This window comes from Lacticaseibacillus suihuaensis, assembly GCF_054785075.1.
The window spans coordinates 87,947-114,221 of the sequence record NZ_BAAGBJ010000007.1 but is presented as its reverse complement, the minus strand read 5'-3'; the positions used below and the strand labels follow the sequence as shown (position 1 = coordinate 114,221).

Here is a 26,275-nt window from a genome sequence, read left to right as displayed (position 1 = left end):
AAACAAAGGCCAACGTTTTTTAGTTCTCTATTTCCCGAGTGACCAAACACGAAGGGAGAATGTCTTATGAAGAAGTTGTTTTCCGCCATTATCGGCGCAGGGTTCGCCCTCGCCGTCGGCCTGGGCCTGGCTGCCCAGACCCAACCCGTCCAAGCCGCCGGTGGCACCCTGAAGGTCGGCATGGAGGCCGGTTACGCCCCGTTCAACTGGACGCAAAGCACCAGCGCGAACGGCGCCGTCAAGATTCAAGGCTCCAGCGACTACGCCAACGGCTACGACGTGCAGATGGCCAAGAAGGTCGCCAAGGCCTTGGGCAAAAAGGTCATCGTGGTCAAGACGTCTTGGGACGGCCTGCCGCCTGCTTTGACCTCCGGCAAGATCGACGCGATCATCGCCGGCATGTCACCGACCCCGGAGCGGCGCAAGACCATCGATTTTAGCAGCACCTACTACGCCTCCAAGCTGACCGTCGTGGTTCGCCGCGACAGCAAGTACGCCAAGGCGACCAGCATCAAGGACTTCAAGGGTGCCAAAATCACCGCGCAGCTTTCCACCTTCCACTACCAGGCGATCAGCCAGCTGAAGGGCGCAATCAAGGAAGGCGCGATGAACAACTTCCCGGCCATGCGCGTGGCGCTTGAGTCCGGCACCATCGACGGCTACGTCTCCGAGGTGCCGGAAGGGATCACGGCCGAGGCCGCCAACCCGAACCTCACCTACCTGCGCTTCAGCAAGGCCAACGGCTTCAAGACCAACCCCGAAGACGTCGACCTGGCCATCGGGCTACGCAAGAACGACCCGGACAAGGCCAAAATCAACGCCGCCCTGGCCAAAATTTCCACCAAGCAGCGCGATCAGCTGATGACCGAGGCCGTTGCCAACCAGCCGTCGACGGCAAGCGAGGGCAACTGGTTCATCAGCATCCTCAAGCAGTACGGCCCGATGCTTCTGCGGGGGACCGGCATGACCCTTCTGATTTCTCTGATCGGCACCATCGTCGGCTTCGTCATCGGCCTGCTCGTCGGCATCATTCGCACCATTCCGGCGCCGAAGACCAAGGGCAAGCGCGGCCTGCAGTGGTTCATCAACTGGCTGTTGGCTGTTTACATTGAAGTGTTCCGTGGCACCCCAATGATCGTCCAGGCCGCCGTGCTTTACTACGGCGCCGCCCAGGCCTTCGGGCTCAACATGGACAAGACGGCGGCCGCCTTGGTCATCGTCTCGATCAACACCGGGGCCTACATCTCCGAAATCATCCGCGGCGGCATCATCTCCGTGGATGCCGGCCAGTTCGAGGCCGCTCACGCCCTGGGCTTCACGCACCTGCAGACCATGCTCAAGGTCATTTTGCCTCAGGCGATCCGCAACTCCCTGCCGGCCGTGACCAACGAGTTCATCGTCAACATCAAGGACACCTCAGTGCTGTCCGTCATCTCGGTATCCGAGCTGTTCTTCACCTCCGAAACCGTCGCCGGTCAAAACTTCCAGTTCTTCCACACCTACCTGATCGTCTGCGGCATCTACCTGATCTTGACCTTCACGATTTCGCGCCTGTTCCGCCTGATTGAAAAGCGCATCGACGGCCCGAAGAACTACAACGTGATGAACAACCAGATGCAGGTGGAAACACCCAAGACCAACAACTAAGGAGGAACAAGACTATGACAGAATCCATCATTGAAGTCCAAAACCTCAAGAAGGTCTTTGGCGACCACGTGGTGCTGACCGACATCAACTTCGACGTCGCGCAAGGCGAAGTCGTTTCCATCATCGGCCGCTCCGGCTCCGGGAAGTCGACCCTGCTGCGCAACATCAACCTACTCGAGGAGCCGACCGCCGGCGACATCAAGTTCCACGGCGCCAGCATCCTGGAGAAGAACTTCGACCTGGCGCATTACCGCGCCAAGGTCGGGATGGTTTTCCAAAGCTTCAACCTGTTCAACAACCTGACCGTGCTGCAAAACGTGGTGACCCCGCAGATGACCGTGCTCAACCGCAACGCGGCGGCCGCCAAGGAACACGCGCTGGAGCTGCTGCACCAAGTCGGCATGGACCCCTTCGTCAACGCCAAGCCCGACCAGCTGTCCGGCGGCCAAAAGCAGCGCGTCGCGATCGCCCGGGCCGTCGCCATGGACCCGGAAGTCCTGCTGTTCGACGAGCCGACCTCCGCGCTTGACCCGGAAATGGTCGACGACGTCCTGAACGCGATGAAGGCCCTGGCCACCACCGGCCTGACCATGATCGTCGTCACCCACGAAATGGAATTCGCCCGTGACGTCTCCGACCGCGTCGTCTTCATGGACCAGGGCGTGATCGCCGAAAGCGGCACCCCGGAACAGCTCTTCGACCACCCGCAGGAAGCTCGCACCCAGGAATTCCTCAAAAGATATCTCAATCGCGCCTAAGCCCCAAAGCCTGTGCGATTCACCGCCTCTGGCCGGCACCCAAAAGCCTTGGCCGGCCGCAAACGGCGGCTCACCCCTCCCATTATCGGGAAGGATGAGCCGCCGTTTTTGTTCTATTATAACGGGTTCACAGCCACGTCCCACTGGCCACGATCAGCCCGTACCCGAGGGCCGCCCGGCGCAGCTGGGCCGCGTCGTAATCGCGGTAGTGGTCGTGCAAGGCCCCGTAAAGCCTGCGGCCGGCTGGCGGCAGCGTCATCGGCCGAAAATACGGCAGGTGGTACAGCGCCGTGTAAAGCGCCAGCCGCGTCGTCTCCAGGTCGGCGTCGGCTTGCAGCGCCTTGGCCGCGGTCAGCAAAACCTCGTGGTAGCGCTGATCCAGCTCGCTTGCGAACCGCTCCGCGTAGGCCGCGTCGACCAGGTCGAACAATGCTTGTGCGTCTTCTGTCATGCAATCCCCTCCAATGCAACGAGTCTACGCCTGGTCGGGCGGCGACACAACGGGGGTGACAGAAGTGTTAGCGCCGTCGCAACGGACCACGTCGTCGCTTGGCAGATCACCTGGCGATGCGGCCGATGAAAGGGGTTGCATTTTTCACCAAGGGGGTAATATTCGGTTGCTCGCAAGCTCACGAATCGCGCCTGCGCTTGCTGGCAATTGGGTATGGTAAAGGACAGCCAATGAAAAAACAACAAGTCATCCAGTGTGTCGTCCTCTTGGTCATCATCGCCGCGTTCGCCTGCGTCGGCTACGCTAGAGGGCCACTTCCGGGCGTTGTACCCGATGGACCGCGAGGACGCCGCGGCGAGCACGTTTTACGTCGCCGTCTACGTGATCGAGAACGCCTACGCGCTGCTGGCCATGGGCCTCGCTGCGGCTGGACTGTGGCGCATTTGCGGCCGGTCGGACCACTAGCCCAATCAAAATGGCTCGCCTTTTGTCGGTGACAGGAGGCGAGCCATTTTGTTGTTCAATCGCGGCGCAAGATCGCCACGGCTAGTTCAGCTGCGCCGCGATCTCCGCCGTGCTCAGCCAGCGCCGGTCCTTCGGCGAGTGCGTGACGGTCAGCCGGCGGTGGTGGTTGGCCTCCACCTGCAGGCGGAAGTTGGCCAGGCGGCCGCAGAGCTTGCGGTAAACCGCCGCCACCGGCGCCGCGCCGCGGGTCGTGTGCAGCGTGACCACCGGCTGGGGCCGCACCGTATCCAGGTAATCGTCCAGGTTGATGGAGGCCGGCAGCGTCAGCGCGGTCTGGCCGGCCAGGTCGAACGTGGCACCACTGGCTGCCGGCAGCTTCGCCAGTCGCTGGCGCATTTCGCGGCGAAAGGCCGGCAGCACGTGGTACTTGTCGTAATCGTCGCTGAAGCCGCCGCCGTTTTTCAGCGTGACGCGCGTATGGCGGCCCGGCGCGGCGACCGGGGCGAAAACGGCCTGCAGCCGCCCACGGCTGCCGCTGACGTAGGCGACCTTGCTGCCTTTGACTAGGCGAAACGCCTGCTTGTGCCGCGCTTGGAGCTGCTTGGCGGCGGCATGCAGCGCCGCCTTCTTGCTGGTGCAGGCCTGTGCGTTCGCGCAGCCGCCCAAGGCCACCGCCAGACCAATCAGAATCAAGACCACCCAGTGTCTCATCGTTATCCCTCCCACGCGATACAGTGTACCACGAATTGCGACGCTGCCAATCCGTCGCAGGCCCGAGGCCGGACCAGACGCGGGACCAAGCGGCGACACCGGAACGGGCGGCAACGCGGGACCGGCAACACGGCCGGTCCGACCGCCACCGCGGCCTCACCGACGCGAACTGCCCGGCCGCCGCCGTGAAGCGGTTCGGACCGGCCGCAAACCCGGCCACCGCGACCGCGCCGACACCAAAACGACGCACCACGCCAATCCGCGTGATGCGTCGTTTTGAAGTTAGCCCTCGAAGCCGTGATTGGTCGCCAGCTGGGCGAACCAGCGACCCGAGGCCTTGACCGTTCGCTTTTGGGTGCGGATGTCCACCGCAATCAGGCCGTAGCGGTTGCGGTAGGCGTTGGCCCAAGACCAGCAGTCAAAAGGCGTCCAGACGTGGTAGCCAAAGCAGTTCGCCCCGGCCGCGATCGCCTGGTGAAGGACCTTGAGGTGAGCGGTCATGAAGTTAATGCGGTAGTCGTCTTGAATGACCCCGGTCGCATCCGCGAACCGTGACTCGCCGGACACGCCCATGCCGTTCTCCGACACGTACCACGGCAGGTTGCCGTAGTCGTCTTTCAACCGCGTCGCGATGTCGCGCAACGCGTCCGGGTAGATTTCCCAGCCCTTGTCGACGTTCATCACGCGGCCGGGTTTTTGGTACTCGGCGAAGTAGTTGTTGGGCATCCAAGGCATCAGGCTGGTCGGCGAAATCGCCGGCCGCTGAACGCGAAACGGGTGGTAGTAATTGACCCCCAGCATGTCAATCGGGTTGGCCGCAATCACCGCGTCGTCTGCCGCCGTGTGCGACCACAGCACCCCGTCTGCGGCCAGCCAGTCGCTCACCGCCTGCGGATGGTGACCCAACACGGCCGGGTCCAGGAACAGGCGGGTGGTCCACAGATCGGCCTTGGCCGCCGCCTCCTGGTCGGCCGGGTCCTCGCTTGCCGCGTAGGCCGGCGTCAGGTTCAAGATGATGCCGATGCGGCCGCCTTGCGACTGCGGCATCGCGCGGTAGGCCGCGATGGCACAGGCGCTGGCCAGGCTGATGTTGTAGGCCGCCTGCACCGCCTTTTGCCCATCGACCTCAAGCGGGTAGTGGAACCGGTACAGGTACTCGCCGTCGAGGATCACCTGCGGCTCGTTGAAGGTAAACCAGTTTTTCACCCGGTCGCCGAAGGCCGCAAAGCAGGCCTTGGCGAACTTGACGTACAAGTCGACCACGTGCCGCGAGGTCCAGCCGCCGTACCGCTGGTACAAGGCCACCGGCAGGTCGAAGTGGTGCAAGTTGAGCACCGGCGTGATTCCGGCGGCTAAGCAGGCGTCGATCACGCGGTTGTAATACACGACGCCGGCGGGATCGACGGCGCCGGTCTCGAAGTCCTTGATCAGCCGGCTCCACTGAATGGAGGTTCGCAGGCTGTTCAGGCCGATGTCTTTCATCAGCGCCAGGTCGGCGTCGTAGGTGTGGTAAAAATCCGACGCCGTGTTGGGCCCGACCTGCTGGTAAAAGGCCGCCGGGTCGTGATCGTACCAGTAGTCGAACAAGTTGCGATGCGCCTTATCGAACCGGCCCTCGCTTTGGGGGCCAGAGGTTGCCCCGCCCCACCAAAAATCGCTTGGAAATTGGTAATTTGTCATAGTCTCCCACTTTCTCAGTGGTCAACTGACGTCCATCACATCGTAGCTCCGCGCATCGTAGCGGTTGCGGGAAAAGGAGTATTCAAACGGGATGCCATCGGCCAGCCAGGCGACCTGCTCGACTTCAAGCACCGGGTCGTTGGGCTTGCAGTCGAGGTATTGCACGTCCAGCTTGTCGGCAAACACCGCGTGAATCTTGCGAAAGGCACCGCTCAAGACCAGGCCCAAGTCGTTTTTGAGGTAGCCGTAGATCGAGCCGTTCAGCACCTCTTCGGTCAGGTTCGGCATCAGCTTCTGCGGCATGAACGTGTGCTCCAGCACGTAAGGGGCCCCGTCGACCTCGCGCAGCCGCAAGATCTCGAACACCGGCTCGTTCTTGCCGAGGCGCAGGTGGGTGCGAAGCGTCTCGGTCGGGAACATGATGTTGAAGCGAATCACCTTGCTGGTCACGTGGTCTGGGCCCATCGTGGCGGTCAGGCCCATGTGTTCCTTGGCCGGGGCGTTGGACTCCAGCTTCAGCTCGATGTCGCCCATCACGTAGGTGCCATCGCCGCGGCGGGTGTAGATCAGGCCGTCTTGGGCCAGGCCGTCCAGCGCCTTTTTGATCGTCATGCGGCTGACGTTGAATTCCGCGGCCAGCGTCACCTGATCGGGAATCATGGCGTTGGCGGCGTATTCGCCGGACTCGATTCGGGTGCGAATGCGGTCGGCAATCTGTTCATACTTTGGGATTTGCGGCATGTCGAGGCCTCCTTGCAACTTCCATAATACTCCCGATTATACACATCATTTTCCCGCATAGTCAGGTAATTGGACATCCGTTGACAACTTATTGTTCGTCGTCTGAATCAATGAAAAATCCGCGCAGTTCGTCGCTCACCTTGGGCAGGTACTCGTGCCCGTACTCCGGCAACACCACCAGGTGCTTGGGGCTTTGGATGTTGTTGAAGGCCGCAAACTGGGTCTGCGGCGGCACCACCGTGTCCTGCAACCCCATCGACCAGTAGACCTCGGCGCGAATGCGCGGCGCCAGGAAGTGGATGTCGATGTAATCCAGGGTGTCGAAAATCTCGCTTTCGCGCTTATGCAGCGGGTCGCGGAACTGGAACCAGTAGGCGATTTCCTCGAACGCCGAGGTCTGGGCCCCCATCCGGTAGGCCTTGCGGTAGTCGGACAGGAAGGGGTAGCTGACCTGAACGCGGTAGATCTCGGGCACCAGGCTGGCACAGGCGATGGCCAACCCGCCGCCTTGCGAGGCCCCGACCGCAAAGCAGCGCGTCGCGTCGACGCCGGGGTAGGCCATCAAAAGCCGGGCCGCCTGGGCGGTATCGAGAAAAACGCTGCGGTAGTAGAGGTTGGCCGGGCCTTCCTCCATGCCGCGAATGATCAAGCCCTTCATCACATCCCCGCTGGTGCGGGTGACGTCTTGCGACAGGCCGCCTTGGCCCCGGGCGTCAAGCGCCAGGCAGACGAAGCCCTCGGCCGCCCAGCCGAACTTGTCCTGGTAGTCCCCGGAATCGCAGTGGTAACCGTGAAACATCACCATGCCCGGGTGCTTGACGGTCGGGTCGTAGGGCTTGGGCAGAATTAACTGGCAGTGAACCCTGGCCTGGCCGACGCCTGTGAACCACAGGTCAAAGGCCTGCGCGACCCTTGATGGAATCGCGACGGGCTCAACCGTGAAGTCCTTGGGTTGTGCGTTCATCTCCGCCAGCCCCTGGGCCCAAAACGCATCGAAGTCGGCCGGCTTCTCGCCGGTGCCGAAGTAGTGGTCGCGCCACTCGGAAATATCGATCATGCTGTTGCCTCCCCGGCGGCGAAGTGACCTCGCCGCCTTTTTTGCGCATCCTGTTTACAAAATTGCCTGGGTGTTGCATACTGTTGCTGCCATCTCGAAAATAAGTATATACTTTTGCAGACGCATGTCAAAGGAGAATCGCGATGAACCCAATTAATGCGGTCACTTACGGCTACACCGGCCAGCGCGGCGACTGGTCGACGCTTCGAGCCCAGCAATCGCTGCGGCTGCTACACGAACGCACCGGCGCCAACACGGTGATTCTGGCCGTCACCGTCACCCAGCCCGATGCCTTCACGCCGCGCATCGACTGGCAATCACCCGCCGTTTTGCGCGACGCCGAGGTGCTGGCCACCGCCGCGGCCGCCCAGGCAATGGGCATGGCCGTGATCTTGAAGCCGATGGTCAATCTGGAGGACGGCGTGTGGCGAGCCCACATCAACTTCTTCGACCACGACGCGCCTTGCGAACCCACGTGGGGCCAGTGGTTCACCGCCTACACGGCCTTCATGACACACTACGCCGAACTGGCCGAGCAGTGCCACGCGTCGATGCTGGTGATCGGCTGCGAGCTGGTCAACGCCGACCGCCGCGCCGGCGAGTGGCGAGCCTTGATCGCCCAGCTGCGGCGGCTTTACCACGGTAAGCTCACCTACAACTGCGACAAGTATCAAGAGGACGCCGTATCTTGGTGGGACGCCGTCGACGTAATCTCAAGCTCCGGCTACTACCCGATCGACGCCTGGTCGACGCAGCTACCGCGCATCCAGGCGGTCGTTGAGCGCTTCGGCAAGCCGTTCTTCTTTTGCGAGGCCGGCTGCCCGGCGCGGCGCGGTGCCGCGCTTTTGCCCAACGACTGGACCCGCCGCGGTGCCTTGGCCCTAGACGAGCAGGCCGCCTGGTACCGCGCGATGTTCGCGGCGCTGCGCCAGGCGCCTTGGGTTGCCGGCGTCGGGCTGTGGGACTGGAAGGCCGACCTGTACCCCGTGGCTCAGGCGGCGACCAACGACGACTACGCGCTTTACGGCAAGCCGGCCGAGGCGGTAGTGTTGGAAAATTTCGCACATTCAAAATAAAAGACTATACATTATTTTGACGCCGTGCTATCATTCGTTCCGGAAGCGATTTCAAAATTTTGAGGGGGAAACATCATGAAGAAGCAACTTGCATTAATGGCTGGCCTGTCTGCCGCCCTGCTACTCGGTCTGACCGCGTGTGGCGGGAGCAAGGACAGCGGCGCTACCAAGTCCAAGACGCAGACCATCACCTTCATCAACCACAAGACCGACTGGGCCGGCAACGGCAAGTGGAAGGCCTACATGAAGGACTTCAACAAAAAGTACCCGAACATCAAAGTCAAGATCGAAACCATCACCGATTACGCCGGCCAGATGAAGACCCGCATGAACTCCGACCAGTACGGCGACGTCTTCATGCTGCCGGACACCATCAAGCCCAAGGACTTCGCCCACTTCGTTGCGCCGCTGGGCAAGCAAAAGACGCTCGAAAAGAAGTACCTGGGCCTGACCAACAAGTCCTACAACGGCACCTCCTACGGCATTCCGTCGCAGCTGAACGCCTCAGGCATGGTCGTGAACATGAAGGTGTTCAAAGACGCCGGCATCAAGACCTTCCCGAAGACCCCGGCGGCCTTCATCAAGGCGCTGAAGACCATCAAGGCCAAGAACCCGGACGTCATCCCGCTGTACACCAACTACGCCGCCGGCTGGACGCTGGCCAACTGGGACTTCACCCGGCCGGGCGTCGTCGGCGATCCGGCCATCACCAACAAGATGATGACCGACAAGGCCCCGTTCAACAAGGGCAAGGTCATGTACACCATCTACGACACGCTGTACAAGGTGGCCAAGGACAAGCTGATTGAAAGCGACCCGACGACCTCCGATTGGGAGCAATCCAAGGTCGACATGGCCAACAACAAGATCGGCGTGATGGTCCTGGGCTCTTGGGCCGTGCCACAAATCCAAGACGCCAACAAGGATAACGCCGACAACATCACCTTCCAGACCTTCCCGGCCACGGCCGAAGACGGCAAGCAATACATCTCCGTCGGCGCCGACTACAACTACGCGATCAACGTTCACAGCAAGCACAAGGACGCGGCGCGGAAGCTGATCAACTGGCTGGTCAACGACTCCGATTACGCGATCGACAACGGCGGCCTGCCGACGGTCAAGGGTGCCAAGTACCCGGCTTCCCTGCAGGGGCTGAAGGACTCCGGCGTCACCCTGCTTGAAACCGCGGCGGCACCGAAGGGCAAGGAATCCCTGTTCTCCGAAATCGACGACGCCTCCGAAATCGGTCTGGACACCACCGACAAGACCAAGCAGCGCATCATCGAGGCGGCCATCGGCAACACCAACGAGAGCTTCGCGACGATCATGAAGGACCTGAACGGCAAGTGGGCCAACGCGATCAAGACCGTCAACGCCCAATAAAGGCGCCTTTTGCGGGGTCGTGCCCATCACGACCCCGCATCTTATTTCAGAAAGGTGTGTTTCCAATTGAAAGCGATAAGGTTCGACTACCGCACCCAAAAGCGCCTGATTATCGTCTTGTTCACGATCATTCCCGTCGCGCTTTTGCTGGTGTTCTCCTACTACCCCTTGGTCAAAATGGTTCAGTACAGCCTGACCAACTGGGACGGCTTCTCGCCCGACAGCAAGTTCGTCGGCCTGGCCAATTACAAGACGATTTTCACCGATCCCACGTACTTCTCCGTCTTTCGCACCAGCCTGTACTACTTCGTCGCGACGTTCTTTCAGCTGGGGTTCGCCCTGCTGTTCGCCACGATCCTGTCCTTCAAGGTGAAGTTCGCCAACTTCTGGAAGGGCGTCTTGTTCTTCCCGTACCTGCTCAACGGCGTGGCGATCGGCTTCATCTTCCTGTACTTCTACAAGCAGCACGGGACGCTTGACACCCTGCTGAGCTTCATCGGGCTCAAGAGCCAGATCCACCTGTGGCTGGGTGACCGCTCGATCAACAACATCTCCTTGGCCTTCACCTCGATTTGGCGCTACACCGGCTTCAACTTCCTGATCTTCCTGGGGGCGATCCAGTCGGTCAACCCCGAGGTCTACGAGGCCGCCGAGATGGACGGGGCCAACCGCTGGAACCAGTTTCGCTTCATCATTTTGCCGAGCATCAAAGAAATTGTGTTCCTGAACATCATCCTCGGCGTCTCCGGGTCGCTGTCGGTCTTCGACATTCCGTACATCATGACCAGCGGCTCTAACGGCACCAACACCTTCGTCATTCAGACCATCGACACCGCGTTCAAGTACAACAAGCTCGGGCTGGCCTCGGCCATGGCGATCATCTTGCTCTTGATCGTGGTCGTCGTCACCGTGCTTCAGCGAATCTTTACCAGAGAGAAGGCGAGTCGCTAATGCATGCACATCACTTCACCATTGGGACGTTCTTCAAGTACCTGCTGCTGGTCATCGGCGCCGTGGTCGCCATCGTGCCGATTCTCGTGGTGTTCCTGGGCTCCTTCAAGTCCAACACCGAGTTCCTGTCGACCGGCGTCTTGTCCTTGCCCAAGCACCTCGACTTCAGCAACTACAAGACGGCGTTCGTCAACGGCCAGATGCTGACCGGGTTCAAAAACACCTTCCTGATCTTCGCCATCAGCATGGTCGGCAAGCTGCTTTTGGGCTCCGCGTTCGCCTTTGCCATCAACCGCTTCAACTTCAAGCTCAAAAAGCCGATCATGGCGCTGTTCATGGTCGCGATGCTGATTCCGGCCATCACCAGCCAGGTCGCGACCTTCCAGATCATCAACGCGATGGGCCTGTTCAACAAGATCTGGTCGGTCATCGTGCTGAACCTCGGCACCGACGTGATCTCCATCTACATCTTCCTGCAGTTTCTCGACGGCATTCCGGTGTCGTTGGACGAATCCGCCTACCTGGACGGGGCCAACTACTTCCAGATTTTCTACAAAATCATCCTGCCCAACCTGAAGGCACCGATGGTCACCATCCTGATTATTTCCGGGGTTCAGATCTACAACGACTTTTACAACCCGTTCCTGTACATGCCAGATCCCAACCTCAAGGTGATTTCGACCGCCCTGTTCGCCTTCAAGGGCCCTTACGGCACCAACTGGCCGGTCATCCTGGCCGGGGTCATCATCGTGATCCTGCCGATTCTGATTGTGTTCCTCACGCTTCAAAAATACATCTACAACGGCGTCGCAGGCTCGGTCAAGTAACCCCTGCCGCCGTGATTGGAGGTCGCCATGTCCACCCAACCCAGCAAACTCATCCGCGCCGTCACGGCGTTTTACCGCCTGGTGCCGCAATCGCTGCGCTTTTGGTGGCAGCTGATTCGCCACGGCCTGGTCTACGGCTGGCTGGCGGCCATGACTGCGGGGTATGACGCCCTGCAGCCGCCTGTGCAACCGCACGACGCGGTGGCCACGGCCGCGCCGCAAGCACGGCGATCACCGCTGCAAGGTGCTGGCTGGTCCTTCGCCTTCACGCTGGCCATCGGCGGCCTGCTGGTGGCCGTGCGGCGGCTGGCTCAGGCCCCGCACAGCGCGGTTTGGCAGCTCGCCGTGGTCGCCTTGCTCGCGCTGGTGCTGGTGGGCAGCACCTTCCTGGCGGCACTCGCCTTTGGTTCGATTCAACCGGACGCGGCCGAATCCCCGGCGTTCGCCGCCCTGGCGCTTTTGATCCACCACCCCGGCACCACCCTGAGCCTCGCGCTGTGCCTGACCGGTTGCACCATTCTCGGCTACCTCAACCCCTTGGTGGCCGTGCTGCTGGCCCCAGGCGCCTACCTCTGGCTCACCAAGGCCCTTTTGACCCGCACCGCCGGTGGCCACGCGCCGCTGGTTGCCAAGCCCTAGATTGCCAGCCTTATCAGCCAAGCCAAAAAGCCTCGCGTCTGCCAACGCGAGGCTTTTTGAGCGGGAAAATGGTGTTTACGGGACACAAAGGGTACCGCGGGTCGCCCCGCAGTACCCCGATTGATATTGAATTGATGAACCGCCCCGCCGGCAGGGCAGACTGCCCCCGCCAAAATGGTAGAACCGATTCAGTTGATGGGACGCACTGTGGTGGAGCCGGCAGTTGCGGATCATTGGAGTCAAACCAGAGCTGTTTTCTTTTGCGCGAATTTCTCCAGCGCTAGACGCTCACGCCGCGGACGTGGTCGACATAGGTCGACGTTCATCAGATGAGAATGATAGTCACCGTAGACTGCCTTGAGCTGCGCGTCGGCCGTGCGACCGAGAGGCGCTGTCGAATTCTACGGGGATAGAATAACACCGTCTGGCCGGAATTACCATTACAGGATTGTAAATGTTAGGTAAATTTAGTGTAAATAAATAACATAACTTCAATAGAGCCGACAAAGAATTCAATCAACGCAAGACCGGCGACCGCCCCGAAACAATGGGGCAGCCGCCGGTCTTGGTTTGGTGGGCAAGCAACGAGCAAGCGCCTGTGCGACGCGGCCTGCTAAACCCGCCTCGGGTCACGCTCTAAACGGGCTCCGCAAGGCATCGCCGGAGCGGCTAGCTAAGGCCGGGCACTGAGCCAAAGCCCGGCTCAATGTCCAGCCTGACGCTACCCGTCCGGCTAAGCGCCTTGCTCCGCCCTCTACATATTCAATATCCACATGAACCCGATGAAGACGAAGAACAAGCCGTACATGATCGGCGAGACCTCCTTGCCGCGCTTGGCAGCGATCATCGTGATCGGGTAGAAGATGAACCCAAGCGCGATGCCGTCGGAGATGCTGTAAGTCAAAGGCATCCCGAGCAGGAAGAAGGCCCCGGTGACCACGGCGGTCAGGCCGCTGCGGCCGCCGACCGCGATGCCGGCGGAGCTTTCCACGAAGGCGCCGACCGGGCTGGTGCCCAAAAGCGAGCCGGCGAGCATGGCGGTGGAGTCGGAGGCCAAGGCCTTGCCGACCCGCGGCATCTTGTTGTCCTTCATGAAGCCGGCCTGGTTGGCCAGGCCGACCAGGGTGCCGGCGGTGTCAAAGAAGGTGACGAGCAGGAAGGTCAAGACGACGACCACCAGCTGCAGCGAGTTGATGTCGCCGACGTGTTTGACGGCCACCAGGAAGGTCGGCGCCAAGGACGGCGCCCCGGACACGATGGCGCTTGGGGCGTGGATCAGGCCGGTGGCCAGGCCGAGAATCGTGGTCAGGACCATACCGATGAAAATGCCCCCCGGCACCTTTTTCACCATCAAAACGGCGGTGACGATCAGCCCGAACACGGTCAGCCAGGTGGTGCCGACGCTCAGCGACCCGAGGCCGACCAAGGTCGACTTGTTGGCGACGATCAGGCCGCCATCACTGAGGCCGAGAAAGGCGATGAACAGCCCGATGCCGCCGGAAATCGCGTACTTCAGGTCGGCGGGAATCGCGTCGATGATCATCTCCCGCAGCTTGAAAATCGTGATGACGATGAAGATCAAGGCGGCGACGAACACGCCGGCCAGCGCGGTTTGCCACGGAATCTTCATGCCGATGCAGACCGAGTAGGCGAAAAAGGCGTTGATGCCAAGCGCCGGGGCGGTGGCAATCGGGTACTTCGCGAGGATTCCCATCAGCATGCACCCAAGGGCCGAGGCCAGGGCGGTTGCGGTGAACACCGCGCCTTTATCCATCCCCGAAGCGCCCAGTACGGATGGATTGACGAACAGAATGTAGGCCATCGAGATGAACGTGGTGAACCCCGCCAGGATTTCCCGGCGAACGGTCGTGTTGAGCTCCCGAATCTCGAAGTAGGCCAGCAGCTTCTCTTTCATGTGTGAATTGCCTCCAAAACACGAACTATATTTTTACAACGCAGTCTTTATCTTATAATATTTCGAACGTTGTGTAAAGATGAACCTGTGGCCGGCGATTTTTCCGAAGATTGTTCGCCTCTGCAAGCAAAAACCCCGCCACCGCAGAAGCGGCAGCGAGGTTTTCAGTGCAGTCGCGCAAGCGCCAGGAACTTAGTCGGCGATGCGACGGACCATAACATTGTTGGTGGAACCTGGTTCGTACAAGGGCAAGCCGGCCACGATGACCACCACGTCACCCTTCGCCAGCTGACCGTCGGCAACCAGTTTCTCTTCCGCCTGGGCAACCAGGGCTTCGAATTCGGCGCCCTTGTTGACAACCAGCGGCGTCACGTTCCAAGACACCAGCAGGCTGGAGGCGGTGCGTTCGTCGTAGGTCACGGCCAGGATTGGGGCTTCCGGCTTCAGACGGGAGATCTGACGCGCGGTGTAGCCGCTGGCAGTCAAGGCGATGATGGCCTTGGCGGAGACGCGTTCTGCGGCGGTCACGGCGGCGATCGCGGTCGTCGTGGTGATGGAGCCGGAGGTCTTCAGTTCCTCAAGAACTGGGGAGTGCTTCGGCAGCATCTTGTCGGCGCGTTCGTCGATCACGGCCATGGTGTGGACGGATTCGACCGGGTAGTCCCCGTTGGCGGATTCGCCGGACAGCATGGTGGCATCGGTGCCCTGCAAAACGGCGAAGGCCACGTCGGTCACTTCGGCACGGGTCGGGCGTGGGTTCTCCTGCATGGAGTCGAGCATCTGCGTCGCGGTGATCACCGGCTTGCCGGCGAGGTTGCACTTGTGAATCAGCATCTGCTCAACGGCAGGCACTTCTTCGTAAGGAATCTCGATACCCATGTCGCCACGGGCCACCATGATACCGTCGGACATCTCAAGGATGGCATCGGAGTTGTCGATACCTTCTTGGGATTCGATCTTTGGGATCACGAGGACGTCTTCGCCACCGACTTCGGCCAGCACGTCGCGGATCTCCTGAACATCGGAGGTCTTACGCACGAAGGATGCGGCGATGAAGTTGATGCCCTGCTTGACGCCGAAGCGGATGTCGTCTTTATCCTTGTCGGTGATGCCCTTGAGTTGCAGGGAAACGCCTGGGGAGTTGACACCCTTCTTGGAGCCCAGGATGGCCGGGTTTTGCACTTCGAGGATCAAGGCGCGGTTGGCCTCGTCCTTTTCGATGATGACGGTGTCGAGCAGGCCATCGTCGAACAGCACGTGGTGGCCGACGTTGACGTCGTCGTACAGGCCGCCGTATGTAATGTCAACGGCACCCTTCTTGCTCAAAGCACCGGTGTTCATGGTCAGGGTGATCTTGTCGCCCTTCTCGTAGCTCACCTTGCCGCCGTCGGTCGTGGCGGTCGTGCGGATCTCGGCGCCCTTGGTGTCGAGCATCAGGCCGACCTTCACGCCGGTTTCCTTCATCGCCTGCTTGACCAAGTTCATGCGGCCGAGCTGCTCTTCGTGGTCACCATGAGAGAAGTTGAAGCGGAAAATGTTAGCCCCGGCGCCGATCAGCGCCTTAATCGTCTTCAGGTCGTTGGACGCAGGGCCCAGGGTGGAGACGATCTTCGTCTTACGCATAAATGTATTCCTCCATAATGTTGACAGTCGATGCGCATTTCGCATCACCTCTCAATTTTAAAGATTTTTGGCAGCATTTTCAATAAGTTCTGTGAATCCCCTCATTTGGTTGCGGCCGGTGCGAGCTTCGCGGTGTACAGGGTGTGCAAAACGGCGTAGAGCTCGCCGAACACGGCGCTGGTCGCCGCTTGCGGCCAGGCGAACACCGGCGGCACGTCGGCACTGGCCGGCGGCAGCGGCACGGCGGTCGCCGCCACGACTAGGTCGGCGGTGGCGTACTGGTCGCGAACCACCGTGACGAACGGCACCTGCGTCAAAAACCCGACCAAATCGACGTAGCCCAAGGTGATCGGCTCCAGCATCAGCGCCACCTGGACCCGCCGCCGCGGCTGCACCTGGCGCCTGTACTGGCTCAGCAAGGCGGCGAAGGCCTGCGTCAGCGCCGCCTGATTGAGGCCGGGCAAGGGCTGGTCGTACAGCGCGGCCGCCAGGGTCTGGCGAACCAGCGCGAGGACATCGGCCTCGGGTGGGGCGACCAGCCGCGGCGCCAGGTGCCGCGCCAAGGGCCCGGACAGGTCGCGGCCGAACAGCACCACCCCCATGGCGGCGGCCAGCAGGTTCAGCCGCAGCGCGTCTTGACGCGCCGCCGGCAGCTGGGTCTGGTCCAGCACCGGCGGCGGCAGCAGCGTCCAGAACCGTTCGACCGTCGCATACAGGCGGCCCCCGTAGCGCTCACCGGTCGCCAGCGCCTTGGCCACCGCGGCCTCATCGGTGGCAAAGGCACCGCTGAGCATGGCAAAGAGCTGGTAAAGGGCCGCGCTTTCGGCGAACTGCGCCGCCTGCTTAGCCGGGGCCCAGGCCGCCAGCCGGCCTTCAAACAAATTGGGCACCGGGTAGCTCAAGGCGTTGGGTACCGCCTCAAGCGCCTGGTGCTGGCCCAGGCGCGTCAGGCTGACGGTCAGCAAGTAGGCGAACAGCTCGCGCAGCACCGGGTTGCCCAGGCTCAGGCCAAAGGCGCCACACACCCCGGTCACCTGACCCAGCGCCGCCTCGCGGTCCAGGGTGGTCAGCGGCCACCACTGGCCCTTGGTGGCCAGCCACAGGCCGCAGGTGAGAAACAGGCGCTGGGCCAGCTCGCTGCCGCGCAGCGCCATTTTCTCGTAAACCACCCGCACCCCGAGCTCCCCGGCCAACGCTCGCAGCGGCCGCAGGTAGCGCAGGCAGGTGGCGCGTGACACGCCGACCGTGGCGACGAAGCGATCGAAGCTCCCCGGCGTTTGGGCCAACACCGCCAGCAAGAAGCGGTAAGGCACGCTTTGCTGCACCAGCTGGGCTCGCAGCACCCCCGGCGCGACGTCGTACAGGTGGCGGCGGTCTTGAGCCAGCGGCGCCAGGTCCTGGTTCAGGTGGGTGAACACGTAGTACAAGGTGCCGTAGTTGCGGTCCATCAACGTGGCGATGCGGCGCAGGTTGACCTCGCCGACCACCGGCTGCGCGTGGTGCAGCCGCACCGCTGGCGAAAGCGCCGCCCGGCTGTCGCGCTGGATCGCCTCAAACAACGCCAGCTTATCCCGGGCGCTTTTTTTCAGGAACAGGTCGTCTTCCATCATGGCATCTCCTCCGTGTTTCTTCCCCCAGCTTACCGGCACGGCCAAGGCCGCGGCCCAAACGGCGCATATTCGCGCCATTTTTCAAAATTCAGCGTCGAAAACGCCCCTGGAAGTCGGCACGGCGGCTGACCCGGCGCCTTCTCGGGCGGTTTTTCCTCAGGATGTTCGAGCCACCCGGCGCCGGCCCGGTTAGCCCGGCCAAGACACTGGGCCAGGCCCGGGACCAGTGTCCAACCCGCCGCGACCCGTCCGGCCAACCGCTCGGCGCCGCTCTGAGCACAAAAAAAACGGCTTCCCCAAGCCGTTTTTCGTGGAACAGGCGTCGTACCTCAGGCGACACCGGAACGCTCACACACGCACTTCACTCGATGGAAAAGTCAGCCATTAGTTAATCCCGGTTGCCAAGGTCCAGGTCAACGTCGTCTCGTAGATCGCGTTTTCTGCCGTGAAGGTGCTTGGCAGCGTCAGCTTGATGTCGGACTTGTCCCAGCCAAAGACGTTCGCACCGGTCCCTTCGCCGTCAGCGGCGGAAGCGACCTGAACGGCCGTGGAATTGGTGTTCACGTTGACGTTGAAGTCCTTGGTGATGGTCGACACGTCGGTTTCCGTCGCGGCAGCCGGCGTGTAGCCGTCATCTTGGGACTCGGCGGTCAGGTCGTAGACAGCAGTGGTGCGTCCGTAAGCGGTGTTGGCGAAGGACAGCAGTGCGTCGGTGGTGCTGCCGGCGGCTTCGCCGAGCTCGTTGACCTTTTGCAGTGGGCCATCCGCCTTCACGGACAGCTGCCAGGTCCCGTTGCTGGCGGTGTTGATGGCGTCGGCGTTGGTGCGGGTGTCTTGCTTATCGACAACCGTGACCCAAGCCTTGCCGTTGACGTCTTGGAGCTTGGCGTCTTGGGTGTTCAGGATGGCGGTCATGTTGGTGTCGCCGGACTTGTAGTTCGGGTAGCGGTTGTTGGTGTCGTTGTAGCTGTTTTTGCCATCCGCCGTGAAGGTCGGGTAGCTGGTGTTGAAGGTTTCGTGGTTACCAAAGTCCAGAATTTCTGGGACCTTCTGGAGCCGCAGGTAGCCGGTGTTGCCGTTCGGGTTCGGCTCGCCAAAGGAGATGCCGGCCGTGGTCTGGTCGGTTTGTGGCAGCGCGATGCCGTTGTTGGCGGTGGCGTTGCCTTCCTGGGTGGCGGCGTTGGTCGCAACCGGGGCAACCAGCGCAAGGGTCCCTAATACCGTGGCGCTTGCCAAGGCGAGCGATGCAATTTTGGTCAGTTTCATAAGTGATCTTCCTCCATATTCGTGATGTGCAAAATCAAAGTTAATTTTTTTATCCCCCGCTGAGGCTTGCGCGGCATAAACAAAGTGAGTCAAAACGAACACTGGTCAGGCTAATTCAGGGTGTAAGACACCCATGAGTTCAATTCCTGATACGTCTTCACGGTTTTGTACAGGCTGAAGCCGAACGCCAGGGTCATCACGACCGTCAGTCCGACCACGGCCCAGCAAACCCGCTTGAAACCGAAGCGATTGATCAAGAATTTCATGCCACTCCTCCTTTTGGGTACAAAGTTCGGCTAGGCACGGCCGGCTCGGCGCTGAACCGCAGTTCAGTGCTGAGCCAGCCGGCCTAACGCGCTCGCCGGGGCCGCCGGCACCAGTGCAGCAGCCCGACCGTCGCAAGAATCACGGCCAGCGCCGCAAGCGCCAGCGTCAAGGTCAGCGCCTGGGCCTTCAGGTAGGCGGTGCGGGTGGTCCAGGCGACGCGCCCATCGGCCCCGACGCGCAGGTAACGCCGCAGCCGCTGGGGGCCGGCCGAGCCGCTCAGCCGCAGGGTCAAGGCGTAGACTCCTTGCGGCAGCCTGCGACCGCCCAAGCCCAGCGTGTAGGCAAAAGCGCTTTGCGGGGCGACCTTCATCCCCCGCGTCACCTGGCTCAGCGGCACAGTCAGGCGGTTGGCCGCCGTCAGCGTCGCCTTGACGCTCAGGCGCCGGATGAACTGCGGCCGCCGGTTGACCAGCCGCAAGCGCAGGTGCCGCGGGGTCTGGGAGACCGGCGACCCCAGGCCGAGGTGCAGGCCGGCCGCAAGCGGCCGGCCGCTCAGCAACCAGCCGATGCGGTAGCGAACGCGGCTGGCCACCGCGCCTTGGCCCGAGGCCGCCGGGCCGGTGAGCTGGATCGCCATCGCCTTGGTGCCGGTGAACAGCGCCGACTGCGCCGGCACGGTGAACACCACCTGGCGGGTCTCATGCGCCGCCAGCCGCACGGTGGTCGGGTAGCGGACCAGCCGGCTGCCCGGCTTGGTCAGCAGCGCATCGCGCTGTTCGGCCGGCACGTAGGCGACCACCCCTTGCGCCGCGGTCACCGCGTCCAGCAGCGCCACGTGAATCAGCTGCGGGGTTTTGGCGGTGTTGGCCAGCATGACCGCCACTTGTCGCTCGGTGCCTTCGCGAAGCCGCAGGTCGAAGTAGCCGGCGCTTGCGGGAACGCGGTTGTCCGTCGGAATCACCGGCCGCACCATGAAGCTGGCGGCGCGAACCGGGGTGGCGCGAGGCCCCACCGCCAGCGCAACCGCCGCGAGGCCGGCCGCCACCAGTGCGGTCAGCCACCGCCTGAGCGTGACCAGCGACCGCCGGCCCGGGGCGAAACGGCGCCGCCTCGTGTCCGGGGCAAAACGACGCCGCCTCTCGTTCGTGGCCGACCGACGCCGCTTCATGTTCGCGGTCGAGCGGCGCCGCATCATGCGCGTGGCCGACTGCGGCCACCTCATGTCCGTGGCCGCACCGCCAGCATCCAGATTAGGCTGCCGAGTGCGACCAGCCACAAGGCCCCGGTGGCGTAAGCGACCGGCACCCATTTGTTCTTGGGCTTTTTGACCGCCTTTTCGTTGATTGCCGCCGCCTTTTTGGCCGCGACGCGAAACTGGCGGTTGAACTTCAGCGTCATCGGGAAGCGATTGCCGTAGTTTTGGCCCTTGATCACGACCGAGACCTTGTAGGTGCCGGGCTTCATCGTGTTGTAGTTCCAGGAAATCGGAATTTTCAAGGTGGAGCTCGGCGCGATCATCACGCCGGTTTTGCTGTAAACCCGCGTGATGTCGTGGCTGCCGACCAAAGAGACCTTGGCGAGGATGCTCACCTGCCGCATCGCCATGGCGGCGGTGTTTTGGATGTTGATGCCCATCGCCGGGTGGCGGTTGGCCAAGAACGGCTCGGTGTTCTTGTAGCGCAGCTTCGGGAAGGTTTGGCGAAAGTCGGTGCCGCGCAGCAGCACCCCGACGGAGTAGGCGTACTTGGCGCCGACCGCGTTACGCGCCTTGGCCTTGTTGCCAATCGCCTCGCTGAAGTGCCAGTCACCGTAGATCATGCCGGCGTAAGCCTTTTGGGGCATGGTGATGGTCACCGACAGCGTCTTGGCTCGCCTGGGGCCCAGCGTCACGGTGGCTTGGCCGTGCGGTTGCGTGGCCAGGGTCGTGAACGGGTGCTTCAGGCTGACGTCGGGCTTGGCCGCGGCGCCTTCAAAAACGATGCCGCCGCCGGTTTGCGTCACCGCGTTGCCCAACCCGCTTTTGACCTTGATCGTCTTGCTGGTGAAGTTTTGGATCCGCAGCTGAATCGTCTGGGTCTGCCCCGGCGCCAGCTTCAGGTCGTAGAAGTTCTCCGCCATGTTGACCTGGGACTCCGGCAGCACCGGTTGCACCTCGTAATCGTTGGTCCCGGCGCCGCTGGCGGCGCTGACCTTGGTGGTGACGGTGGCCCAGGCGGTCCAGGCGCTAAGCAGCGCAACCGCCGCGAAGGCTAATCTGTGTTTCAATCCCATCGGTCCTTTCTTTCTATGGTAGGCTCGAAGCCGTCCACGTCACCGTGGTGTGGTAGCGCCCCAGGTGACGCGCGGTAGTGGCCGGCACGTGCAGGCCGACGCTTTCACCGCCGCTGGCGGCGTCGCCGAAGTTCAGGCGCCACGCCCGGGTGGTCGGCGCGGTGGTCGCGGCGGCCGCGGCCTCGGGCGTCAGCTGGGCCTGCACAATGGTTTGCGGCGCGGTCGTCGGCGTCAGGGTGAACGCGGCGGTCGTGGTGAAGGTGTAGGCGCTGTTGCCGCCGCCTTCGCTGCCGGCGGCCTGAACGTTCAGGTTCTTGAACCACAAGGTCGCGTCCGTCAGTTCGTGGTCGCCGTTTTGAAACTGCCCGTCCTCTTGAACGCTGACGGCCCAGCCGGCCACACCGGTGCGGTCGATCACGCTGACCCCGAAGGGCAGCGGCTGACCGGTGGTCGCCGCATGCGTCCCCAGCTGGTAGTTCGCGTCCGTCTGATCCGGGGCGAAGGTCCCAAACTCGATGGTGGGATCCGGGTTGAGCTCGAAGAACGGCAGGTCAAAGACATAAGTCAGCGTCTGGGCGGCGGCGGCGAAGTGCGGATCCGGCGGATTGGCGGCGTCGTAAGGGTCAAGCGCCGTGGCCAAGGTCGGATCCATCGTTGACCCCCACAGCGTTAGCCCGGTGTGTTGGCCGGGCAGGTTCGCGCCGGTGGCGGCCGCACTCAGCGGCGCGTCGATCGGGCCACTGAACGTCTGGGTTCGCATGACCGCCCCGGTGGCGCGGTCCAGGTCCTGCACGGTGATGGTGCCGGTCTTGGGTTTGGCCCGGTCGGCGAAAAGCAGGTGGCCATCCGCCCCCAGCTGCAGCACCCCGTCGCTTGAGGCGGTCCCCCAGTCCGAATCGTCGGCCAGGCGAACTGCCGTCACGCCTTGGGTGGCCGACCACTGCAGCTCGTAGTCGGCGGTGTTGAGCAGGTAATCCTGCGGCGCCGTCTGCTCGCGCAGCGTCAGGATGCGGTCGCCTGAACCGCTGACCGTGCTGCCGGCCAGCCCGTCGGCATCGGTAGTCGGCAGGGTCAAAGGCGCCTGATCGGCCGTCGCGTTGCCCAGCGTGAAGACCGCACCGGGCAGTACCTTGGTGGCATCCGCCGCGTCAGTTTTTTGCACCGTCACGAGCAGCTGGCTGTCGCGGAAGGTCAGGGTGTGATCGGCGTTGACGCTGACCACGCCGTCGCTTGAGGTGGTCCCCCAGATGCCATCGGTGCCGCTAACCAAAACGGCCCCGGCGGTGCTGGACCACTGCACCAAGTAGCTGTTCGGGTTCAAGGCGTAGCCACTCGGTGCCGTGACCTCGGTCAACACCATGGTGCGATTGGCGTCGCCGGTGACGGTGGTGCTGGTCAGCCCGTCGGTCCCGGTGGCCGCGGTGGTCACGGCCGGGCTCATGGTGTCGGCCGTCGTGTTGGTGATGCTGAAGGTCGCCCCGGCCAAGGCCGGTGCCTCGGCCGCGCTGGTCGAAGTGGCCGGCTCACCGGTCACGCCGGCGGCGATTGAGGGCGCAGCCAGTGTGGTTGCGGTAACCCCGGCGGCCGTGAAGTCAGCCGCGTTCAGTCCGGTTGCGGTCAGTTCGGTTGCGGTCAGCCCGGTTGCGCCAGTCAAGGCGGCGGCCGGGCCGGTTGCGGTTGCCGGCATTGCGGTTCTCGCCAGTGCGGCCGCGGTTCTCGCCGATCCGGTCTGGCCCGTCGTGCCATCGCCGATCGGCAACGTCGGGTCGGCCGGGTGCAGAATCGGGTACTTGGTGACCTCGGGATCTTCGGCGATTTTGTGAATCGTCAGCGCCAAGCGGCGGTCGCGAAAGACCAAGACGTGATCCACGACGCTCACCACGCCGTCTTGCGTGGTGTCGGCCCAGGCGCTGTCACCGGCCTCGCGAACCGCGGTGACGCCGGTTGACTGCGACCACTGCACCTCGTAGCTAGTCGCATTCGCCGCGTAACCGGTCGGCGCCGTTGCCTCGCGCAGCGTCAGGACGCGATCGCCTTGACCGGTGACCGTAGTGCTGGTCACCCCGTCTGCGGTGGTCGCCGCCGTCTGCGTGGAATTGCCGGTGTCGTCGGTGTTCCCGACGGTGAAGGTGGCCCCGGCCAGGGTTTGGCTGGCATCGGTCACAGCCACCTTGCGAATCGTCACGGCCAGCTTGCGGTCGCGAACCACCAGCACCTGGTTTTTCACGCTCACCGCGCCGTCGGCTGAGGTGGTGCCCCAGCTGCCGCCGACCGAACGAACCTGCGTGGCGCCGGTGGCGGCCGACCACTGCACCTCGTAGCTGGTCGGATTGGCCGCGTAGCCCTGCGGCGCCTTGGTTTCGCTGACGGTCAGCGTCCGGGTGCCGCTGCCGGTGGCCGCGCTGCTGGTCATCCCAGCGTCATCCGTCGCCGGCGTGGTGGCGGCCGCGGTCGCGGTAGTCGTCGTGTCGGCCACGCTGAAGGTGGCCCCGGCCAGCGGCTTGGTCTCGTCTTCGGCCGCGACTTTTTGAATCTTCAGTCCCGGCTGGCTGTCGCGGAAAATCAGCGTCCGGTTGGTGATGCTCAAAGCGCCGTCGCTGGTCACACTGTCCCAGTCGGCATCACCGGCCAGCCGCACCCCGGCGGCCCCGAGAACCGCCGACCACTGCACCTCGTAGGTGTTGGGGTTGAGTGCGTAGCCGCTTGGCGCCGTGGTTTCCTTCAGGCTCAGGGTTCGCAGACCGCTGGCCGTGATCGGCACGTTGGCCAGGCCGGCCGCATCCGTCGCCGGCAGGCTCAGCGCCTGGGGGCTGGTTGGGTCGGTGACGTCGCTCACGGCAAACTTGGCCCCGGCCAGGCCCAGCGTCTCGTCGGTCGCCGCCACCTTGTGGAGCTTCAGGGCCTCGGTCGGCGCGGTGATGTCACCGGTCGGCGTGAAGGTCCAGGTGTCGTTGATCAGGTAATCGCCGTCCTTGATGTCGTACAGGTGCAGCTTGTAGCCGTTCTTGCCGGCACCGGCGCCGACCTGAATCGGCAGGTAAAAACGCAGCTCTCCCTGCGTCGGCATCGCGATGCTCAGCAGGTTGGTGTCCTTGTTGTAGGTGAGCGTCGCCGGAATTGGGTCAGCCGCCCCGCCGCGGTAGCTGATCTGGAAATTCCCGGTCAGCGTCTGGACGCTGCCGGTGGTGGTCAGCTGGGCGTCGGTGAAGGTGTAGGTGTTGTTGTTGTAATCTTTGACTTTGAGGTTGGCGAAGGCGGCCAGGTCGAGGGTCAGCCCGGGCGACAGCTGCAGATGCACGTCGCCGTTGGCCCCGCCGATGCCGGCGTAGTAAAACGCCAGGTACAGGCGGCCGCCGACCGCGTAAGCCTCGGGGGCCGCCATCACCGCATCGCCGTACCACCACTCGGCGTCTTCGTTGGCCGGATCCTTGGTCAGGTAGGTGTCGCTTTCAAGCGTCCCCACCGCCCCGCCGACGTGGGTCCAGGTCGCGGTGGCATCCGCCGCCGTGCCGTCGGCCAGGGTCGGCAAAATGCTGTAAGTGGCCGGTGGGTTGGCCACCGAGTTGATGGCCAGCGGCACGTAGCCTTCGTAATCGCCGCTTTGGTTCACGGTGACGGTCAAAATCTGCTGGCCGCTGCGGTCCGTGGTCAGCTTGACGCTGGCGCCGGTGCGGTTAGTCAGCGTCGTGCCATCCGCGGACAAGCTCACACGGCCGGCACCGTAGTAGTCCTGCCACCGCGTGGCCAAAAACGTCAAATCCAGCTTGAACTGGCCCAGCTTGAGCGTGACCGGCTGGCTTGGGTAGGTGGTGTTGATCAGGGTGAAGGCCAGCGAGGTTTCGTTGTCTCCGTAGATGGTCTGCCCCCCTTGGTCGATGGCGAACTTGGTCGCGGCAGTCGGCGCCGGGGCCGGCGCAGGGGCCCGGTTGGGTGCCTGCACCTGCCGCAGGGCCGGTTGGGTCACGGCCGCGACGGCGGCGGCCCGGCTGGCCGGCGTCACCGCACTGGCCGCAGCGCTGGTCAAGGTCAGCGGGGTGCCAGCCACTTGGCTGCTGGTCAGCACCGGCGTCAGGGTCACGCGGCTGGTTGCGCCGGTGATGGTGATGGCAAAATCGCCGCTCACGGCCGCCGGTGCGGTCGCGGCCGCGACGGCCGTGCTGGACGCGGTCGCAGCAGCCGCGTCACCGGTGGCCGCGGTCGCACTCGCCGTGTTCTCTGCCACCCGGCTCAGCGTGACCACGGTGCGATTGCGTTCGTCGGTGGTGACGGCCAACTGCCGCCCTGCCGCCGTGATCGTCTGAGTCTGGGCATCGGCGGTGCCGGTGCCTGGCCACAGCCGCTTGGTAGCCGCCCAGTCCAGCGTCACGCCGGCCGGCAGGGTCACCTGGGCCGCGTCTGCGGGGCTGAGCTTGTTGGTCAAGGTCAGCGCCTTGGGCTGCCCCGCGGTGAACTGGTCGCCGCCGGCTTTGGCGGTCAGCGTCAGGCGGTCGGCGGTGGTTTCGCCAACCGCGGGTTGCGCCCAGATGCCGCTGATGGGAATCAGGGTCCCCACCACAATTAAGGCGAGGCCGAGCAGACGCAGCGCTTTGATTCCAATTGTGTTTAGCCTGGACATGCCAACGGCCTCCTCCTGACAGTTTTTGAGAGACGCAAAAAGGTGAGATCATCGTACGATGTCCCACAAAAAGTCCCCCGGCTTCATCGCCATTTAATCACGGACAGTTCACGTGAACAACCAATTCCGGTGGGTCAATGCCGGTTCGCGCCGTCCCGCCGCTCAGGTTTTTGGAATCAGGGGGTTATTTTAATCACAAATTCGAATTTTTGCACCGGCGCCAAGCTGACCGCGTTGGGCGACCGCCGTTCGCCGGCCGGCCGCCATTCGGCAACCGTTTTTTTGAAAAACGTTCTTGGAATAGGCACCGAAGGTCAAGTTT

General features: G+C 63.0%; 21 protein-coding genes. 8 read left to right on the top strand and 13 right to left on the bottom strand.

Features of this window, described 5'->3' with window-relative positions; genetic code table 11:
• Window positions 1-66 precede the first annotated feature (66 nt).
• On the top strand, window positions 67-1,647 hold the full coding sequence (locus ACYVRZ_RS07920) for an ABC transporter permease subunit (RefSeq protein WP_461226087.1): 1,581 nt from the start codon (window positions 67-69) through the stop codon (window positions 1,645-1,647).
• Window positions 1,648-1,661: 14 nt separating this feature from the next.
• On the top strand, window positions 1,662-2,405 hold the full coding sequence (locus ACYVRZ_RS07915) for an amino acid ABC transporter ATP-binding protein (RefSeq protein WP_461226086.1): 744 nt from the start codon (window positions 1,662-1,664) through the stop codon (window positions 2,403-2,405).
• 127 nt (window positions 2,406-2,532) lie between these two features.
• On the opposite strand, the gene ACYVRZ_RS07910 is transcribed toward ACYVRZ_RS07915, so the two are convergent.
• On the bottom strand, window positions 2,533-2,856 hold the full coding sequence (locus ACYVRZ_RS07910; RefSeq protein WP_461226085.1) for a bacteriocin immunity protein: 324 nt from the start codon (window positions 2,854-2,856) through the stop codon (window positions 2,533-2,535).
• A gap of 324 nt (window positions 2,857-3,180) precedes the next feature.
• Between ACYVRZ_RS07910 and ACYVRZ_RS07905 the strand changes: the two genes are divergently transcribed.
• Window positions 3,181-3,321, top strand: a complete 141-nt coding sequence (locus ACYVRZ_RS07905) for a hypothetical protein (RefSeq protein WP_461226084.1) — start codon at window positions 3,181-3,183, stop codon at window positions 3,319-3,321.
• Between the two features lie 81 nt (window positions 3,322-3,402).
• On the opposite strand, the gene ACYVRZ_RS07900 is transcribed toward ACYVRZ_RS07905, so the two are convergent.
• The 4 genes from ACYVRZ_RS07900 to ACYVRZ_RS07885 form a co-directional block, all read right to left on the bottom strand.
• Window positions 3,403-4,032, bottom strand: coding sequence for a hypothetical protein (locus ACYVRZ_RS07900; RefSeq protein ID WP_461226083.1), 630 nt, complete (start codon window positions 4,030-4,032; stop codon window positions 3,403-3,405).
• A gap of 282 nt (window positions 4,033-4,314) precedes the next feature.
• Window positions 4,315-5,712 (bottom strand): glycoside hydrolase family 1 protein, encoded by a 1,398-nt coding sequence (locus ACYVRZ_RS07895; RefSeq protein ID WP_461226082.1) that lies wholly within the window; start codon window positions 5,710-5,712, stop codon window positions 4,315-4,317.
• A gap of 21 nt (window positions 5,713-5,733) precedes the next feature.
• Window positions 5,734-6,453 carry a GntR family transcriptional regulator gene (locus tag ACYVRZ_RS07890; RefSeq protein ID WP_461226081.1) on the bottom strand — a complete coding sequence of 240 codons (720 nt, stop codon included), beginning with the start codon at window positions 6,451-6,453 and terminating at the stop codon, window positions 5,734-5,736.
• Between the two features lie 88 nt (window positions 6,454-6,541).
• Entirely contained in the window at window positions 6,542-7,510 is a 969-nt protein-coding gene (locus ACYVRZ_RS07885; RefSeq protein WP_461226080.1) for an acetylxylan esterase, read from the bottom strand.
• Between the two features lie 143 nt (window positions 7,511-7,653).
• On the opposite strand from ACYVRZ_RS07885, the gene ACYVRZ_RS07880 reads away from it, so the two are divergent.
• The 5 genes from ACYVRZ_RS07880 (at window position 7,654) to ACYVRZ_RS07860 (ending at window position 12,386) form a co-directional block, all read left to right on the top strand.
• Entirely contained in the window at window positions 7,654-8,586 is a 933-nt protein-coding gene (locus ACYVRZ_RS07880; RefSeq protein ID WP_461226079.1) for a glycoside hydrolase family 113, read from the top strand.
• A 75-nt stretch (window positions 8,587-8,661) separates the two neighbouring features.
• Window positions 8,662-9,969 (top strand): ABC transporter substrate-binding protein, encoded by a 1,308-nt coding sequence (locus tag ACYVRZ_RS07875; RefSeq protein ID WP_461226078.1) that lies wholly within the window; start codon window positions 8,662-8,664, stop codon window positions 9,967-9,969.
• Window positions 9,970-10,035: 66 nt separating this feature from the next.
• The gene (locus tag ACYVRZ_RS07870) at window positions 10,036-10,920 is read left to right on the top strand and encodes a carbohydrate ABC transporter permease (protein ID WP_262315276.1); all 885 of its coding nucleotides are present in this window, start codon (window positions 10,036-10,038) and stop codon (window positions 10,918-10,920) included.
• Window positions 10,920-11,747 (top strand): carbohydrate ABC transporter permease, encoded by an 828-nt coding sequence (locus tag ACYVRZ_RS07865; RefSeq protein WP_262315277.1) that lies wholly within the window; start codon window positions 10,920-10,922, stop codon window positions 11,745-11,747. Before ACYVRZ_RS07870 ends, ACYVRZ_RS07865 begins: the two co-directional genes overlap by 1 nt.
• A 27-nt stretch (window positions 11,748-11,774) precedes the next feature.
• A complete protein-coding gene (locus ACYVRZ_RS07860) occupies window positions 11,775-12,386 on the top strand; it encodes a hypothetical protein (protein WP_461226077.1) in 612 nt (203 codons plus the stop codon).
• A 754-nt stretch (window positions 12,387-13,140) separates the two neighbouring features.
• Here the strand turns inward: ACYVRZ_RS07860 and ACYVRZ_RS07855 are convergent.
• The 8 genes from ACYVRZ_RS07855 to ACYVRZ_RS07820 all read right to left on the bottom strand — a co-directional run bounded on the left by ACYVRZ_RS07855 (window position 13,141) and on the right by ACYVRZ_RS07820 (window position 25,953).
• Window positions 13,141-14,301 carry an NCS2 family permease gene (locus tag ACYVRZ_RS07855; RefSeq protein WP_461226076.1) on the bottom strand — a complete coding sequence of 387 codons (1,161 nt, stop codon included), beginning with the start codon at window positions 14,299-14,301 and terminating at the stop codon, window positions 13,141-13,143.
• Window positions 14,302-14,493: 192 nt separating this feature from the next.
• A complete protein-coding gene (gene pyk / locus ACYVRZ_RS07850) occupies window positions 14,494-15,924 on the bottom strand; it encodes a pyruvate kinase (RefSeq protein ID WP_461226075.1) in 1,431 nt (476 codons plus the stop codon).
• A gap of 101 nt (window positions 15,925-16,025) precedes the next feature.
• Window positions 16,026-17,534 (bottom strand): helix-turn-helix domain-containing protein, encoded by a 1,509-nt coding sequence (locus tag ACYVRZ_RS07845; RefSeq protein ID WP_461226074.1) that lies wholly within the window; start codon window positions 17,532-17,534, stop codon window positions 16,026-16,028.
• A gap of 384 nt (window positions 17,535-17,918) precedes the next feature.
• Window positions 17,919-18,800: a WxL domain-containing protein gene (locus tag ACYVRZ_RS07840; protein ID WP_461226073.1), complete on the bottom strand. Its 882-nt coding sequence runs from the start codon at window positions 18,798-18,800 to the stop codon at window positions 17,919-17,921.
• A 110-nt stretch (window positions 18,801-18,910) separates the two neighbouring features.
• Window positions 18,911-19,066 (bottom strand): hypothetical protein, encoded by a 156-nt coding sequence (locus tag ACYVRZ_RS07835; RefSeq protein ID WP_461226072.1) that lies wholly within the window; start codon window positions 19,064-19,066, stop codon window positions 18,911-18,913.
• A gap of 83 nt (window positions 19,067-19,149) precedes the next feature.
• Window positions 19,150-20,289 carry a WxL protein peptidoglycan domain-containing protein gene (locus ACYVRZ_RS07830; RefSeq protein WP_461226071.1) on the bottom strand — a complete coding sequence of 380 codons (1,140 nt, stop codon included), beginning with the start codon at window positions 20,287-20,289 and terminating at the stop codon, window positions 19,150-19,152.
• Entirely contained in the window at window positions 20,286-21,332 is a 1,047-nt protein-coding gene (locus ACYVRZ_RS07825; RefSeq protein WP_461226070.1) for a DUF916 and DUF3324 domain-containing protein, read from the bottom strand. The genes ACYVRZ_RS07830 and ACYVRZ_RS07825 overlap by 4 nt, the downstream gene beginning before the upstream one ends.
• 19 nt (window positions 21,333-21,351) lie before the next feature.
• Window positions 21,352-25,953 carry a SpaA isopeptide-forming pilin-related protein gene (locus ACYVRZ_RS07820; RefSeq protein ID WP_461226069.1) on the bottom strand — a complete coding sequence of 1,534 codons (4,602 nt, stop codon included), beginning with the start codon at window positions 25,951-25,953 and terminating at the stop codon, window positions 21,352-21,354.
• Window positions 25,954-26,275: the final 322 nt, after the last annotated feature.